The sequence below is a fragment of the Streptomyces sp. NPDC029836 genome (genome assembly GCF_055574495.1).
The window spans coordinates 269,992-284,573 of sequence record NZ_JBVHZI010000006.1; the positions used below are offsets into that span (position 1 = coordinate 269,992).

General features: G+C 73.6%; 13 protein-coding genes. 2 read left to right on the forward strand and 11 right to left on the reverse strand.

Features of this window, described 5'->3' with window-relative positions; genetic code table 11:
* Nucleotides 1-3: 3 nt before the first annotated feature.
* From gatC to ACZ4XJ_RS19960, 7 genes are all read right to left on the reverse strand, one after another.
* The gene (gene gatC / locus ACZ4XJ_RS19930; RefSeq protein ID WP_281206952.1) at nucleotides 4-300 is read right to left on the reverse strand and encodes an Asp-tRNA(Asn)/Glu-tRNA(Gln) amidotransferase subunit GatC; all 297 of its coding nucleotides are present in this window, start codon (nucleotides 298-300) and stop codon (nucleotides 4-6) included.
* A 105-nt stretch (nucleotides 301-405) separates the two neighbouring features.
* A complete protein-coding gene (locus ACZ4XJ_RS19935; RefSeq protein WP_362880293.1) occupies nucleotides 406-2,607 on the reverse strand; it encodes a putative bifunctional diguanylate cyclase/phosphodiesterase in 2,202 nt (733 codons plus the stop codon).
* 388 nt (nucleotides 2,608-2,995) lie between these two features.
* Complete coding sequence (gene ligA / locus ACZ4XJ_RS19940) at nucleotides 2,996-5,197, reverse strand: NAD-dependent DNA ligase LigA (protein WP_362880291.1); 2,202 nt, start codon at nucleotides 5,195-5,197, stop codon at nucleotides 2,996-2,998.
* Between the two features lie 30 nt (nucleotides 5,198-5,227).
* A complete protein-coding gene (locus ACZ4XJ_RS19945; RefSeq protein ID WP_468496898.1) occupies nucleotides 5,228-6,208 on the reverse strand; it encodes a methionine synthase in 981 nt (326 codons plus the stop codon).
* A complete protein-coding gene (locus ACZ4XJ_RS19950; RefSeq protein WP_362880287.1) occupies nucleotides 6,205-6,894 on the reverse strand; it encodes an SDR family oxidoreductase in 690 nt (229 codons plus the stop codon). The genes ACZ4XJ_RS19945 and ACZ4XJ_RS19950 overlap by 4 nt, the downstream gene beginning before the upstream one ends.
* 145 nt (nucleotides 6,895-7,039) lie before the next feature.
* A complete protein-coding gene (locus ACZ4XJ_RS19955; RefSeq protein ID WP_362880286.1) occupies nucleotides 7,040-7,384 on the reverse strand; it encodes a DUF1330 domain-containing protein in 345 nt (114 codons plus the stop codon).
* Nucleotides 7,385-7,480: 96 nt separating this feature from the next.
* Nucleotides 7,481-8,590, reverse strand: a complete 1,110-nt coding sequence (locus ACZ4XJ_RS19960; RefSeq protein WP_468496899.1) for a GlxA family transcriptional regulator — start codon at nucleotides 8,588-8,590, stop codon at nucleotides 7,481-7,483.
* 132 nt (nucleotides 8,591-8,722) lie between these two features.
* On the opposite strand from ACZ4XJ_RS19960, the gene ACZ4XJ_RS19965 reads away from it, so the two are divergent.
* Nucleotides 8,723-9,646: an NADP-dependent oxidoreductase gene (locus ACZ4XJ_RS19965; RefSeq protein ID WP_468496900.1), complete on the forward strand. Its 924-nt coding sequence runs from the start codon at nucleotides 8,723-8,725 to the stop codon at nucleotides 9,644-9,646.
* 70 nt (nucleotides 9,647-9,716) lie between these two features.
* Here ACZ4XJ_RS19965 and mnmA read toward each other — a convergent pair whose 3' ends face one another.
* Complete coding sequence (gene mnmA / locus ACZ4XJ_RS19970) at nucleotides 9,717-10,847, reverse strand: tRNA 2-thiouridine(34) synthase MnmA (RefSeq protein WP_468496901.1); 1,131 nt, start codon at nucleotides 10,845-10,847, stop codon at nucleotides 9,717-9,719.
* Between the two features lie 68 nt (nucleotides 10,848-10,915).
* Here mnmA and ACZ4XJ_RS19975 point away from each other — a divergent pair, with 68 nt between their 5' ends.
* Nucleotides 10,916-11,587: an N-acetylmuramoyl-L-alanine amidase gene (locus ACZ4XJ_RS19975; RefSeq protein WP_468496902.1), complete on the forward strand. Its 672-nt coding sequence runs from the start codon at nucleotides 10,916-10,918 to the stop codon at nucleotides 11,585-11,587.
* 59 nt (nucleotides 11,588-11,646) lie between these two features.
* Here ACZ4XJ_RS19975 and ACZ4XJ_RS19980 read toward each other — a convergent pair whose 3' ends face one another.
* From ACZ4XJ_RS19980 to ACZ4XJ_RS19990, 3 genes are all read right to left on the reverse strand, one after another.
* Nucleotides 11,647-12,810, reverse strand: a complete 1,164-nt coding sequence (locus ACZ4XJ_RS19980; protein ID WP_468496903.1) for a cysteine desulfurase family protein — start codon at nucleotides 12,808-12,810, stop codon at nucleotides 11,647-11,649.
* Nucleotides 12,811-12,902: 92 nt separating this feature from the next.
* The gene (locus ACZ4XJ_RS19985; RefSeq protein WP_281208048.1) at nucleotides 12,903-13,754 is read right to left on the reverse strand and encodes a thioesterase family protein; all 852 of its coding nucleotides are present in this window, start codon (nucleotides 13,752-13,754) and stop codon (nucleotides 12,903-12,905) included.
* A gap of 112 nt (nucleotides 13,755-13,866) precedes the next feature.
* Nucleotides 13,867-14,523, reverse strand: coding sequence for a trimeric intracellular cation channel family protein (locus ACZ4XJ_RS19990; RefSeq protein WP_362880275.1), 657 nt, complete (start codon nucleotides 14,521-14,523; stop codon nucleotides 13,867-13,869).
* Nucleotides 14,524-14,582: the final 59 nt, after the last annotated feature.

Below are 14,582 nucleotides of genomic sequence, written 5' to 3' on the forward strand. Positions count from 1 at the left end.
TGATTAGTCCTCCCCCAGGATCTGCGGCACCTTGAAACGCTGCTGCTCCTGGGCGGGAGCGCCGGAAAGCGCCTGCTCGGGGGTGAGCGACGGGCGGACCTCGTCCGCGCGCATGACGTTCGTCAGCGGCAGCGGGTGGGAGGTCGGCGGTACGTCTTGGTCGGCTACCTCGGAAACGCGGGCGACCGCGCCGATGATGTCGTCGAGCTGTCCGGCGAAGTGGTCCAGCTCATCGCTGGCCAGCTCAAGACGTGCCAGCCGAGCGAGGTGAACGACCTCCTCGCGCGTAATGCCAGGCATGCGGCGATCCTCTGGGGTTGGAGTTCTGGGCGTAGGGCCCAATCCTAGAGGGCGGCGCCGCCCGGCATCGACTCACATCGTCACCTCGTCGGTCCCGTCACCTGGTCACGAGGACTGCGGCTCCGCGGCGGCCGCCGCGGCGGCGAGCTCGGCGTCGATGTCGGCCGGCCGGCGCCAGCCGCGCTCGCCCCGGGCCAGCAGCCAGGCGGTGGCTTCCTGCGGTGGCATCGCGGCCGCCACCAGCCACCCCTGGACGGCGTCGCAGCCCAGGTCGCGCAGCCGCTCCCACGTCTCGTCGTCCTCGACGCCCTCGGCCACGACGAGCAGTCCCAGGGAGTGCGCCAGGTCGACGGTGCACCGGACGATCTCCGCGTCCTGGGCGTCCACGGCGAGCCGGGCGACGAAGGAGCGGTCGATCTTCAACTCGCTGACGGGCAGCCGGCGCAGGTGCACCAGCGAGGAGTAGCCGGTGCCGAAGTCGTCCAGGGACATCTTGACGCCGTACCCGGTCAGGCCGGCCATGGTGTCGGCGGCCCGCTGGGGGTCCTCCAGCAGGACGTGTTCCGTTATCTCCAGCTGGAGGCCGCTCGCCGGTACCCCGTGCCGGGCGAGGCGGGCGGCGACGGCGCCGGCGAAGCCGGGGGTGTGGACGTCGCGCGGCGACACGTTGACGGCGACGGGCACCTTGAGGCCCTGGGCGCGCCAGCGGGCGACCTGGGCGAGGGCCGTCTCCAGGACGTACTCGGTGAGGTGGGGCATCAGCCCGGAGGTCTCGGCGATCGCGATGAACTCGTCCGGGGGGACGCGCCCGCGCTCCGGGTGCACCCAGCGCACCAGGGCCTCCAGGCCGGCGACCTGTCCGTCGAAGCGGACCTTCGGCTGGTAGTGGAGTTCGACCTCGCCCGCGTCCAGGGCGCGCCGCAGGTCGCCGAGGAGTCCCAGGCGGTCGGGGGTGTTGCTGTCCCGCTTGGACTCGTACACCTCGACGCCGGTGCGGTCGCGCTTCGCCTGGTACATGGCGACGTCGGCGCGGCGCAGCAGGCCTTCCGCGTCCAGGGCGTGGTCGGGGAAGACCGCGAGTCCGGCGCTGGCCTCCAGGACGAGGGTGAGGCCGTCGAGGTCGAGCGGGGAGCTGAGTTCGGCGACGAGGTGGCGGGCGACCCGCTGGGCGCTGGTGGTGGAGTCGGCGACGGGCAGCAGTACGGCGAACTCGTCGCCGCCGAGCCGGGCCACTTCCGCGTCCTGGGGCAGGGCCTGGCGCAGCCGGTCGGCGATCTGGAGCAGCAGCCGGTCCCCGGCGAGGTGGCCGAGGGTGTCGTTGACGGCCCGGAAGCGGTCCAGGTCGATCAGGACGAGGGCGGACCGGGTGCCCGAACGTTCGGCCTCGTCGAGGGCCGACCAGGCACGTTCCAGCAGCCACTGGCGGTTCGGCAGCCCGGTCAGCGGGTCGCGCAACTGCTCCTCGGCCCGGGCCCGGGCGATCCACAGGGTGGAGTCGAGCGCGATGAGCGGTACGGCGAACAGCGGCAGCAGCACCGGCTGGCTGACGGCGACCACGCAGATCAGCGGGGCGATGCCGAGCAGGGCGGCGGCGACCAGGGCCTGCCGGAGCAGGGCGGTGCGGGCGACGGTGGGCAGCCCGCCGCCGCGGGGCGCGAGCGAGCACCAGAGCAGCAGCCGGGTGACGGCGAGGTAGGAGACGGCGACGAGGACGACCTCGGGGACGTCGGCCGGACCCCAGGTGCCGGGCAGCCAGGGTTCCTCGACGGTCGGGGTGTCGTCGAAGGCGGCCAGGACGAGGGCTCCCGCGCCGATGCCGAGGATGTCGACGCAACCGTGGAGCAGCCCCTGGCGCCAGCGGTGCCGGCGGGCGGCGCCGACCAGGGTGACCACGGCCAGCGAGACGAGTCCGGCGGGGACCCAGCCGTAGAGGAGGAGCACGCCGAGGGTGAGGGCGGCGCCCGAGCCGGTGCCGCCCCACCAGCGGTCCCGGCCGAGGGCGACGAGGTGGCCGACGATGACTCCGGTGAGGATCGCCAGCGCCCAGCCCACGCGACCGCCGGGGAACAGGGCTTGACGGCTCGTCAGTGTGGAGACGATGCCGCCGGCGAGGACCACGGCGGCCATGCCGATGACCACCAGGGGCAGTGCGGTGCGCCGTTGTCCGCCGGTTCCGCCGCCCGTACCGGTGTCGAGGGGGCGGGTCTGCGGCGTTCTGGCGCCCAGGAGTCCGAGCCGGCCCGTCCGTACGGGCGGGGGTTCGCCGCCCAACTCAGGTGACGGGTCGGCGCTTTCGGTGGGTTTCATGCCCGTCCCTCTCACAGCCGGCGATGCCGATGTCACGCGATGGCCCCGATGTCATGCCATCACGGCCGCGATCGCTTCCGGGCAGCCGTGCACGACAGGCGCACCCCACAACAGTAGGACGCGAGGGGCACCCAGGGGCAGCGGTCGGCAGCGGTTGCCCGAATGCGACCCAGCCATCCTCATCAGTACGGTATCCGCCGAACGGGTGAGTTTGGACCAGGCCCCCCGTCGCCATACCGATGATCCGACAGCGCACCCCGCCACGACCAGGCCTGTACCGGCCGTTTACCACCGGGTGCCGCGCCGGGCGTGCGCCCGCCCGCACGGCCGCACGCCATGCATCCGTTCGCCCCCGACGCGCCCTTCTCGGCGGCTCCCGTGGGGGTTACTACTCCGCCGCGGCCCCGTCGTCCAGGGGGAGCGCGGCTTCGCGTGCCGCGTCGGGCCCCTGTTCGAGCAGCACCTCGAACCCGGCGTCGTCCAGGATGGCCAGTTTCAGCTGCACGGCCTTGTCGTACTTCGAGCCGGGGTTGTCGCCGACCACCACGAACGAGGTCTTCTTGGACACCGATCCGGTGACCTTCGCGCCCCGGCTCTGCAGGGCCTCCTTGGCGCCGTCGCGGGTGTGGCCCACGAGGGTGCCGGTGACGACGACGGTCAGCCCTTCGAGCGGACGCGGACCCTGCTCCTCGGCGGAGCCCTCCTCCTCCATCCGGACGCCGGCCTCCCGCCACTTGCGGAGGATCTCCTGGTGCCAGTCGACGGCGAACCACTCCTTGAGGGAGGCCGCGATGATCGCGCCGACGCCCTCCGTGGCGGTCAGCTCCTCCTCGGAGGCCTGCTCGATGCGCTCGATGGAACGGAACTCGCGGGCGAGGGCCTCCGCCGCGACCGGGCCGACGTGACGGATCGACAGGCCGTTGATGATGCGGGCGAGCGGACGGTCCTTGGCGGCGGCGATGTTCTCCAACATCGCCAGGGCGTTCTTCTTCGGCTCGCCCTTCTGGTTGGCGAAGACCGTGACGATCTTCTCCTCGCCGGTCTTCGGGTCCCTCTTGGGCAGTCCGCTGTCCGCGTCGAGGACGTACGCCTTGATGGGCAGCAGCTGCTCGATGGTCAGGCCGAACAGGTCGCCCTCGTCCAGCAGCGGGGGCGTGGCCGGCTCCAGCGGGCCGGTCAGCGCGGCCGCCGCGACCATGCCGAAGTTCTCGATGTCCAGGCTCTGCCGGCCGCCGAGGTAGAAGAGCCGCTCGCGCAACTGGGCCGGGCAGGTCTGCCCGTTGGGGCAGCGGACGTCGATGTCCCCTTCCTTCATCGGCCGCAGCGGCGTCCCGCACTCGGGGCACTCGGCCGGCATGACGAACTCCCGCTCGCCGCCGTCGCGCAGGTCCACCACCGGGCCGAGGATCTCGGGGATGACGTCGCCCGCCTTGCGCAGTACGACGGTGTCGCCGATGAGGACGCCCTTGGCCTTGACGACCTCCTGGTTGTGCAGGGTCGCGAACTCGACCTCGGAGCCCGCCACCGTGACCGGCTCGACCTGCGCGTACGGGGTCACCCGCCCGGTGCGCCCGACCCCGACCTTGATGTCGATCAGCTTGGTGTTGACCTCTTCGGGGGCGTACTTCCAGGCGATGGCCCAGCGCGGGGCGCGGGCGGTGGAGCCGAGCCGGCCCTGGAGGGCGATCTCGTCGAGCTTGACGACGACCCCGTCGATCTCGTGCTCCACCGAGTGCCGGTTCTCGCCGAAGCGGGTGATGAACTCCCGCACCTCGGCGAGCGTGGAGACCACCGCGTTGTGCTGGGCGGTGGGCAGGCCCCATTCGCGCAGCAGCTCGTACGCCTGCGACTGCCGCTCGATGTCGAAGCCCTCGCGGGCGCCGATGCCGTGCACGACCATGTGCAGCGGCCGGCCGGCGGTGACCTTGGGGTCCTTCTGCCGCAGCGATCCGGCCGCCGCGTTGCGCGGGTTGGCGAAGGGCTTGCCCTCCGCCGCCACGAGCCGCGCGTTGAGCTCCTCGAACTTCTCCATCGGGAAGAAGACCTCGCCGCGGATCTCGACGAGGGCCGGGATCCGCTCGCCCTTCAGCCGGTCCGGGATCTCGGCGATGGTGCGGACGTTGGGCGTGATGTCCTCACCGGTGCGGCCGTCGCCGCGGGTGGCGGCGCGGGTGAGGCGGCCGTTCTCGTAGGTGAGGTTGACGGCGAGGCCGTCCACCTTCAGTTCGCACAGGTAGTGGTAGTCGGAGGTGTTGGCGTCCCGGGCCACGCGCTCGGCCCAGGCGGCCAGTTCCTCGTCGTCGAAGGCGTTGTCGAGGGAGAGCATCCGCTCCCGGTGCTCGACGGAGGCGAAGTCCGTCGCGTACGCCCCGGCCACCTTCTGGGTGGGCGAGTCGGGCGTGCGCAGCTGGGGGTACTGCTCCTCCAGCGCCTCCAACGAGCGCAGCAGCGTGTCGAACTCGGCGTCGCTGACGACCGGCTGGTCGTTCACGTAGTACCGGAAGCGGTGCTCCTCGACCTGCTCGGCCAGCAGCGCGTGCTGTTCGCGCACCGCCGTCGGTACTGCCGTGTCCTGCTGTTCGGCTGCCATGCCGTGTCCTCCCGTGGCCCGTCCCGAGCGTCACTCAGGGTTATCGGCGAGCGACCTCGCCGCCCTGACGCAATGGGCCTGCACCGCGCGGGCGTAGGCGGGCGAGGCGCCCGCCAGGCCGCACGAGGGAGTGACCACGACGGACTCGGCGAGAGTCCCCGGGGCCAGCCCCAGCCTGCGCCAAAGCTTCCTGACCCCCATGACGCTACCGCCCGGGTCGGACAACGCGGCGTCGGTGCCCGGCACCACTCCGGCGAAGAGTTTCAGGCCGCCCTCGACGGCCTCCCCGAGGACGTCGTCCTCGCGCTCGGTGAGCAACGAGAAATCGAACGAGACGCCCGCCGCTCCGGCCCGTCGCAACAGCGCGAAGGGGACCTCGGGGGCGCAGGAGTGGACGACGACCTCGCCGTCGTGGACGGCGAAGAGCTCGCGCAGGGTGCCTTCGACGACCTGCCGGTCGACGGCCCGGTAGGTGCGGTAGCCGCTGGCCGAGCGGACCCGGCCGAGGAGGACGGAGGTGAGCGAGGGCTCGTCGTACTGGAGGACGATCTCGGCGCCTGGGATGCGCTTGTGGACGTCGGCCAGGTGCGCGCGCAGGCCCTCGGCGAGGGAGGCTGCCAGGTCCCGGCAGGCACCGGCGTCCTGGAGCACGGCCTCGCCGCCGTGCAGTTCGAGGGAGGCGGCCAGCGTCCACGGTCCGACGGCCTGGACCTTGAGCTTCCCGGTGTAGCCCTGGGTGAACTCCTCCAGGGCGTCGAGGTCCTCGCCGAGCCAGGAGCGGGCGCGGCGGGTGTCGCGGCCCGGGCGGTCGCTGATGCGCCAGCCGCTCGGCTCGACGTGGGCGTACAGGTCGACGAGTAGCCCGAGGGACCGGCCGATCATGTCCGCGCCGGGCCCGCGGGCGGGCAGCTCGGCGAGGTACGGGAACTCCTCGAAGGAACCGGTGACGGTCTTGGCGGCCTCGCGGGCGTCCCCGCCGGGCAGCGAGCCGACTCCGGTGGCGCCGGTCATCGGCCGGGCCTGACGGACAGGTCGTTCACCTCGGCGTCGCGGGGCAGGTCGACGGCCATGACGATGGTGGTGGCCACCGACTCGGGGTCGATCCAGGCGGCGGGGTCGTAGTCCTTGCCCTCCTGCGAGTGCACCTTGGCCTGCATGGGGCTCGCGGTACGCCCGGGGTAGACGGAGGTGACGCGGATGCCGTGCTCCTTCTCCTCGGCGCGCAGCGAGTCGGCGAGGGCCTTGAGGCCGTGCTTGGAGGCGGCGTACGCGCTCCAGTCGGCGTGGGCGGCGAGTCCGGCGCCGGAGTTCACGAACACGATGGTGCTCTTGGAGGCGCGCAGGGTGGGCAGCAGCAGCCGGGTGACCTCGGCGGGCGCGATCAGGTTGACGTTGAGCTGCTGGTGCCAGGTCTTGGGGCGCAGCTCGCCGACGGGGCCGAGGTCGACGATGCCCGCGATGTGCAGGAGGGAGTCGATGCGCTCCGGGATCGGCTGCTTGGAGAAGGCCCACGACAGCCGGTCGGGGTCGGCCAGGTCTCCCACGAGGGTCCGCGCGCCGGGATGGGCGTCGGCGAGCTGCCGAGCCCGGCCGGCGTCACGGGCGAGGAGGACCAGGTCGTCGCCGCGGGCGTGGAGGCGGGCCGCGACGGCGGCGCCGATGCCGGAGCCGGCACCGGTGATGAGATGAGTAGGCATACGGGCCATGCTCGCACCCCCGAGGGGGCCCCGCGGCCCCCGACCGGAAGCAGGTGGCGGGGGGGCCGGTGATCGCCCCGGCCCGGCGCCGTCCACGGCCCGGCCGGCGGGCCGGGCGGGCGCCGGGGCGGGCGGGTCGGCCGGGTCAGAGGCCGGCCTGGGCCCGCAGCGCGGCGGCGGTCGTGCGGGCGTCGTAGCCGGCGGGGACGCCCTCGACCAGGAACGTCTCGCCCGCGATGTGGGCGGTGCGCAGCGGCAGGATCTCCTGGTAGGCGGGCGAGGCGTACCAGGCGCGGGCCCGCTCGATGTCCGGGAAGCCGATCATGACGATGGTGCCGGGGAAGGGGCCTTCGAGGACCTCGACCTCGGCGCCGTGGACGAGGAAGTGGCCGCCGAAGGGCTCCAGGGTCGACTGGATCTCCTCGATGTAGCGCAGGATGTCCTCGTTCGGCGCCGCGGGACGTATGTGGGCGATGGCGTACGCGGTCATGGCGGTCTCCCCTGTCACGCGCCCCGGGTCCCCGGGGCCTCGGCTCCCATCGTGCCCGAGGGGGTACCCCCCGGGTCGATTCCCTCACAGGTCATGTCAGGTCGCGACGGGGGCCGGGGAGGCGGAGGCCGCGGCTTCGGCTTCGGCGGCCGGGCCGTGCGGGTGGAAGGTGCGGCGGTAGGCGATCGGGGAGACCCCGAGGGCGGCGCGCATGTGCTGGCGCAGGGAGTTGGCGGAGCCGAAACCGGCGCGGTGCGCCACGAGATCGACCGGCAGGTCGCTGGACTCCAGCAACTGGCGGGCGATCTCCAGGCGTTGGGCGGTGAGCCACTGCACGGGGGTCATGCCGACCTCGTCGCGGAAGCGCCGGGTGAAGGTGCGCAGGCTCATCCGGGCGTGGGCGGCGAGTTCGGCGAGGGCGATGGGCTCGGCGAGCCGCTCCAGGGCCCACGCGCGGGTGGCCGTAGTGGTGGCGACGGTGGGTTCGGGGACGGGCCGGTCGATGTACTGGGCCTGCCCGCCGTCCCGCCACGGCGGTACGACGCACATCCGGGCGGCCCGGTTGGTGATGGCGGCGCCGTGGTCGCGGCGGACCAGGTGCAGGCACAGGTCGACGCCGGCGGAGACTCCGGCGGAGGTCAGGATGTCTCCGTCGTCGACGAAGAGGACCTCCTCGTCGACCAGGACCCGGGGGAAGGCCCGGCGGAATTCGGGGGCGAGGTTCCAGTGGGTCGTCGCGGGCCGGCCGTCGAGGAGCCCGGCGGCGGCGAGCACGTAGGAGCCGCTGCAGATGGAGACCAGGCGGGTGCCGGGGCGGATGCCGGCGATGGCCGCGGCCACCTCGGGCGGCAGCGGCCCGCCGAGGGCCAGTTCGGGCATCGCGTGGGTGGGCGGGATGATCACGGTGTCGGCGGCGGCGAGGGCCTCGGGCCCGGCGGCGGGTTGGATGGCGAAGCCGGAGTCGCTGGTCACCGGGCCGCCGTCGGCGGTGCACACGACGACCTCGTACAGGTCGGCGCCGTGCTCGTCCACGGCGCTGCCGAAGACCCGGGACGGAATGCCCAGCTCGAACGGCGGGAAGCCGGGCAGGGCCAGGACGGCGACCAGGTGCCGGCCGTCCACCCCGCTCCGGCCGGTCGGTGCCGGGAGTGGCGCGGATTGCACGGGTTCGGTCGGTTTCGTCGGTTCCGTACGCGCCTCGCTCATGGCCAGATCCTGTCACATAGTGGCCGGACGGCCAATACCGTCGGGGCGCGCGGTGTCCGAATGTGGAACACGTCGCCGGGGAACGGAACGGCCCGGCGACGGACACCAATCGGACGGAACGAGGCGGACAGCATGCGCGCGATGGTCGTGAACGAGTGGGGCGGACCCGAGAACCTGGTCGAGCGGGAGGTCGAGCGCCCGGAGCCCGGCCTGGGCGAGGTCCTGGTACGGGTCCACGCGGCCGGCGTGAACCCGGTCGACTGGAAGACCCGCGCCAGCGGCGCCCTGATCGCCTGGGGCGAGACCCCGATCCTGGGCTGGGACGTCTCCGGCACCGTCGAGGCGGTCGGCCCCGGCGTGACCCTGTACCGGGCGGGCGACGAGGTCTTCGGGATGCCGCTCTTCCCGCGGCAGGCGGGCGGCTACGCCGAGTACGTGGTGGCCCCGGCCCGGCACCTGGCCCGCAAGCCCGCCGCCCTGGACCACGTACAGGCGGCCGCGCTGCCGCTGGCGGCGCTCACCGCCTGGCAGGCGCTGGTGGACACCGCCGGCGTCACGGCCGGTCAGCGGGTCCTGGTGCACGCGGCGGCGGGCGGCGTGGGCCACCTGGCGGTGCAGATCGCCAAGGCGCGCGGCGCGTACGTCATCGGCACCGCGAGCGCGGCCAAGCACGAGCTGCTGCGCGGGCTGGGCGCCGACGAGCTGGTCGACTACCGGGAGCAGGACTTCACGGAGGTCGTCTCCGACGTGGACGTGGTGATCGACGCGCTCGGCGACGGGACCGCGGAGCGTTCCCTCAAGGTGCTGAAGCCGGGCGGCCACCTGATCTCGCTGCCCGGCCCCGACTCCGTCCCGGCCGACGCGGGCTCCGCGCGGGCCGTGTGGCTGCTGGTCGAGCCCGACCTGGCGGGCCTGCGGGGCATCGCCGACCTGGCCGACCAGGGGCTGCTGAAGCCCTTGGTGGACACGGTGCTGCCGCTGGAGCAGGCCGCCAGGGCCCACGAGATCGGCGAACTGGGCCGCACCACCGGCAAGATCGTCCTGACGGTGGCCTGACCCGCAGGACCCGCGGCGGCCCCTAGGACCGCGCGGACCCGACGACCGTACGACCCGGACCGCGCCCGCCTCAGACGGCGGCCGCGGCCCGGGTCGTCGTCGCGATGGTGGCGGAGCCGACGACGCGGGTGCCGTCGTAGAGCACGATCGCCTGGCCCGGGGCGACGCCGCGGACCGGCTCGGTGAAGGCGACGCGCAGCTCGCCGTCCACGAGCTCGGCGAAGACCTCGGTCTCACCGCCATGGGCGCGCAGCTGCGCGGTGTAGGTGCCGGGGGCGGCGGCCGTGGAGCCGCACCAGCGGGGCCGGATCGCGGTGAGCGCGCCGACGTCGAGCGCCTCGACGGGTCCGACGGTGACGGTGTTGTTCACCGGCGAGATGTCGAGGACGTAGCGCGGCTTGCCGTCGGCGGCGGGGTGGCCGATGCGCAGGCCCTTGCGCTGGCCGATGGTGAAGCCGAAGGCGCCCTCGTGGGTGCCGACCTTCTCCCCGCTCTCGTCGACGATGTCACCCTCGGCCTTGCCGAGGCGGTTCGCGAGGAAGCCCTGGGTGTCGCCGTCGGCGATGAAGCAGATGTCGTGGCTGTCGGGCTTCTTCGCGACGGCCAGACCGCGCTCCTCGGCCTCCGCCCGGATCTCCTCCTTGGTGGTGAGGGTGTCACCGAGCGGGAAGAGGGCGTGGGCGAGCTGCTTCTCGTCGAGCACGCCGAGGACGTACGACTGGTCCTTGGCCATGTCGGAGGCGCGGTGGAGCTCGCGGGAGCCGTCCTCGTTCAGGACGACGGTGGCGTAGTGGCCGGTGCAGACGGCGTCGAAGCCGAGGGCGAGGGCCTTGTCCAGCAGCGCCGCGAACTTGATCTTCTCGTTGCAGCGCAGGCAGGGGTTCGGGGTGCGGCCGGCCTCGTACTCGGAGATGAAGTCCTCGACGACGTCCTCGCGGAAGCGCTCGGCGAGGTCCCACACGTAGAACGGGATGCCGATGACGTCGGCGGCGCGGCGGGCGTCCCGGGAGTCCTCGATGGTGCAACAGCCGCGGGCCCCGGTCCGGAAGGACTGCGGGTTCGCGGAGAGCGCCAGGTGGACGCCGGTGACGTCGTGCCCGGCTTCGACCGCGCGGGCGGCGGCGACGGCGGAGTCCACGCCGCCGGACATGGCGGCCAGGACGCGAAGGGGACGGGCGGTGCGCGGCAGGTTCTGAGTCATAGCACCGTCCAGGGTACGGGGAACCGAGCGGGGTCACGGCGCGTTATCGGCTGTGGGGGGTGGATCACATGACGGAGCAGGCGGACAAGGCCGGGAAACCGGCGCGCAGGACCCGCAGGGCGGTGCTCTTCGGCGGGCTCGGCGTCCTCGCGGCGGCGGCGGTCGTCGGGCGCGAGGAGATCGGCCGGGCCTGGTGGCTGATGCCGGGGGTGTCCAAGCCCCGCAAGGAGGGCGAGCTCGACCACGTGGGCGCGAGCTGGACGGCGGCGTCGCCCGCGAACTGGCGGCTGGCCGACCGGCCGGACGACTACCGGGTGGACCGGATCGTCGTGCACGTCACACAGGGAGGCTTCGCCTCCTCGGTGGACGCGTTCAAGAACCCGTGGCACAAGGCGTCGGCGCACTACATCGTGCGCCAGGACGGCCACATCGAGCAGATGGTGCGCGAGCTGGACGTGGCCTACCACGCGGGCAACCGCTCGATGAACGAGCGCAGCGTCGGCATCGAGCACGTGGGCTTCGTGCACCGGCCGCAGGACTTCACGGACGCGATGTACGCGGCCTCGGCGAAGCTGGCGGCGGACATCTGCCGGCGCTACGACATACCCGTCGACCGGGAGCACCTGGTGGGCCACTCCGAGGTTCCGGGTGCCGACCACACGGACCCGGGCCGCCACTGGGACTGGGACCGCTACCTCCGCATGACCGCCGAAGCCCTGGCCGCCACGCCCAAGGGCTGACCCCCGACCGGGTCGCGTATGAGGCGGACCGGGCTGAGGCCGCGCCGAGGGGCGGGGGGTCAGCTGAGGCCGGCCGTGCGGGCTCGGGTGACGGCGGGGCCGATGGCGGCGGCGACCGCGGCGACGTCCTCCTTCGTGGAGGTGTGGCCGAAGGAGAACCGCAGCGTGCCGCGGGCCAGCTGCGGGTCGGTGCCGGTGGCCAGCAGGACGTGGCTCGGCTGGGCGACGCCGGCGGTGCAGGCGGAGCCGGTGGAGCACTCGATGCCCTGCGCGTCCAGGAGCAGCAACAGGGAGTCCCCCTCGCAGCCCGGGAAGCTGAAGTGGGCGTTGGCCGGGAGCCGGTCGTCGGGGTCGCCGCCGAGGACGGCGTCGGGGACGGCCCGCAGCACGGCGGCGATCAGCTCGTCGCGCAGGGCGCCGACCTCCGCCGCGAACCGCTCCCGCCGCTCGGCGGCGAGTACGGCGGCCACCGCGAAGGCGGCGACGGCCGGTACGTCGAGGGTGCCGGAGCGGACGTGCCGTTCCTGCCCGCCGCCGTGCAGCACGGGGACGGGGCTCTGGTCGCGGCCGAGCAACAGCGCGCCGATGCCGTACGGGCCGCCGATCTTGTGCCCGCTGACGGTCATGGCGGCGAGGCCGCTGTCGCCGAAGCGGACGTCGAGCTGCCCGAAGGCCTGGACGGCGTCCGAGTGCAGGGGGATCCCGTACTCGCGGGCGATCCCCGCCAGTTCGCGGACCGGCATGACGGTGCCGATCTCGTTGTTGGCCCACATGACGGTGGCCAGGGCCACGTCGTGCGGGTCGCGTTCGACGGCCTCCCGGAACGCCTCGGGACGCACCCGGCCGTACCGGTCGACGGGCAGGTACTCGACGCGCGCGCCCTCGTGCTCGGCGAGCCAGTGCACGGCGTCGAGGACGGCGTGGTGCTCGACGGGGCTGGCGAGGACCCGGGTCCGGGCGGGTTCGGCGTCGCGGCGGGCCCAGTACAGGCCCTTGACCGCGAGGTTGTCGGCCTCGGTGCCGCCCGAGGTGAACACCACCTCGCTCGGCCGGGCTCCGAGGGCTTCGGCGAGGGCCTCGCGGGCCTCCTCGACGGTGCGGCGGGCGCGGCGGCCGGCGGCGTGGAGGGAGGACGCGTTACCCGTGGCGGCGAACTGCGCGGTCATCGCCGCAGCGGCCTCCGGCAGCATCGGGGTGGTGGCGGCGTGGTCGAGGTAGGCCATGATCCCCCGATTCTACGAGTCCCCCGGGCGCCGGCTCCCCGGCGGGCGGCGGGTCACCGTACGGCCCCCGCCGGCCGGCGGCGTCGGGAGCCCTACCGCGGGGCCCGCGCGAGCTGGCGGGACTGGGCCACAAGCCGGTCCGCCGAGTCCCAGACCTCGGCGTCCTCCTCCAGGAAGCCGCCCGCCATGTTGCGGGTGGTGATGGAGACCCGCAGCGGACCGGGGGCGGGGCGGCAGCGGATGTGGGTGGTCAGTTCGACGGTCGGGGCCCAGCCGACCAGCCCGAGGTCGAAGGCGGTCGGCGGCAGCGCGTCCACCGCGAGGAGCAGCGAGAACGGGTCGGGGTCGCGGCCGTCGGCCAGCTCGAACCAGGCCCGCATCTCGCCCTTGCCGGAGGGCGCGCCGACGGCCCAGCCGGCGGTCGCCGGGTCCAGCCGCAGCCGGAGGCGGTCGACGATGGCGGAGCTGCCGGGGATGGGGGCGGGGCCCGCCTCGGCGCCGAGGCAGTCCTCGTACGCGGGGAAGGCGGGCGGTACGGCGGCGGTGTGCACGGCGTCGGGCAGCGCGGCGAGGTCGCCGTAGGAGGCGAGGACGCGGATGCGCTCGACCTCGGCGCCGTTCTCGTCGAACTGGAACAGCGAGGCCTGGCCGGTGGACAGGGTGCGGCCGACGCGGACGACCTGGGTGCGGATGACGGCGGGGCCGGGCACCGAGGAGGTCAGGTAGTGCGCGGAGACGGTGAAGGGGTCCGGGTGCGGCAGGGCGGCCGACAGGGCACGGCCGACCAGGGCCAGCAGGTAGCCGCCGTTGACGGCGGTGATGATCGTCCAGCCGGCGGAGAGTTCCGCGTCGTACGCGCCGGGCTCTCCCGCGCGGGGGGAGATGCCGGTGTCGCGGTCGAATTCGCTGTCGCCGATGGAGGCCTGGGCCGCTGCGTATGCCATGGAACGACGGTACACCGGAGGGCTACTAAGCGGTAGCTTTTGTTTCCGCGCCCAGGTCCGGGCCGCCCCGCCGCTGTTTCCGCGCCCGTTCCGGCCGCCCCGCCGCCCCCGCCTACGGCTCCTCGGCCACCGACGAACGCCGGTTCCAGGCCAGCGGCGCCCGCCAGTGGTAGCGCATGGCGAGCAGACGCAGCACGAAGGTGGTGACGATCGCGAGGCCGGTCGTCACGGCGTTCAGCATGTCGAACGCGATGAAGAGGGCCACCATGGCCGCACCCACCACGGCCGGCACGGCGTACATCTCCCGGTCGCGCAGCAGCGACGGCACCTCGTTGGCCAGTACGTCGCGCAGCACGCCGCCGCCGACCGCCGTGGCCAGGCCGAGCGCGGCGGAGGCGGTCAGCCCGAGGCCGTACTCGTACGCCTTGGTCGTGCCCGTCACGCAGAACAGGCCGAGGCCGGCGGCGTCGAACACGTTGATGGCCCGGTTGATGCGCTGGACCTCGGGGTGCAGGAAGTAGACGAGCGCGGCCGCGATCAGCGGCGTGACGAAGAAGCTCAGCTCCCCGAAGGCGGCCGGTGGGACGGCGCCGATGCACAGGTCGCGCAGCAGGCCGCCGCCGAGGGCGGTGACCAGGGCGAGCACGGCGATGCCGAAGACGTCGAAGTTCTTGCGTACGGCGAGCAGCGCGCCCGCGGTGGCGAAGACGAAGATGCCCGCGAGGTCCAGGGCGTGCTGGACGCCGGGCGGGAAGAGATCGTGGAGCACCCCGTCATTGTCGCCCGGAAACGGAGCGGGGCCCCCGGGACGTGTCCCGGGGGCCCCGC

Excerpts from the sequence above, each read along its gene's own strand:
- ACZ4XJ_RS19960 (WP_468496899.1), bottom strand. The coding sequence starts at position 8,590 with ATGAGCGAGGCGCGTACGGAACCGACGAAACCGACCGAACCCGTGCAA.
- ligA (WP_362880291.1), bottom strand. The coding sequence starts at position 5,197 with ATGGCAGCCGAACAGCAGGACACGGCAGTACCGACGGCGGTGCGCGAA.
- gatC (WP_281206952.1), bottom strand. The coding sequence starts at position 300 with ATGCCTGGCATTACGCGCGAGGAGGTCGTTCACCTCGCTCGGCTGGCA.
- ACZ4XJ_RS19950 (WP_362880287.1), bottom strand. The coding sequence starts at position 6,894 with ATGCCTACTCATCTCATCACCGGTGCCGGCTCCGGCATCGGCGCCGCC.
- ACZ4XJ_RS19975 (WP_468496902.1), top strand. The coding sequence starts at position 10,916 with ATGACGGAGCAGGCGGACAAGGCCGGGAAACCGGCGCGCAGGACCCGC.
- ACZ4XJ_RS19985 (WP_281208048.1), bottom strand. The coding sequence starts at position 13,754 with ATGGCATACGCAGCGGCCCAGGCCTCCATCGGCGACAGCGAATTCGAC.
- mnmA (WP_468496901.1), bottom strand. The coding sequence starts at position 10,847 with ATGACTCAGAACCTGCCGCGCACCGCCCGTCCCCTTCGCGTCCTGGCC.
- ACZ4XJ_RS19980 (WP_468496903.1), bottom strand. The coding sequence starts at position 12,810 with ATGGCCTACCTCGACCACGCCGCCACCACCCCGATGCTGCCGGAGGCC.
- ACZ4XJ_RS19965 (WP_468496900.1), top strand. The coding sequence starts at position 8,723 with ATGCGCGCGATGGTCGTGAACGAGTGGGGCGGACCCGAGAACCTGGTC.
- ACZ4XJ_RS19955 (WP_362880286.1), bottom strand. The coding sequence starts at position 7,384 with ATGACCGCGTACGCCATCGCCCACATACGTCCCGCGGCGCCGAACGAG.
- ACZ4XJ_RS19945 (WP_468496898.1), bottom strand. The coding sequence starts at position 6,208 with ATGACCGGCGCCACCGGAGTCGGCTCGCTGCCCGGCGGGGACGCCCGC.
- ACZ4XJ_RS19935 (WP_362880293.1), bottom strand. The coding sequence starts at position 2,607 with ATGAAACCCACCGAAAGCGCCGACCCGTCACCTGAGTTGGGCGGCGAA.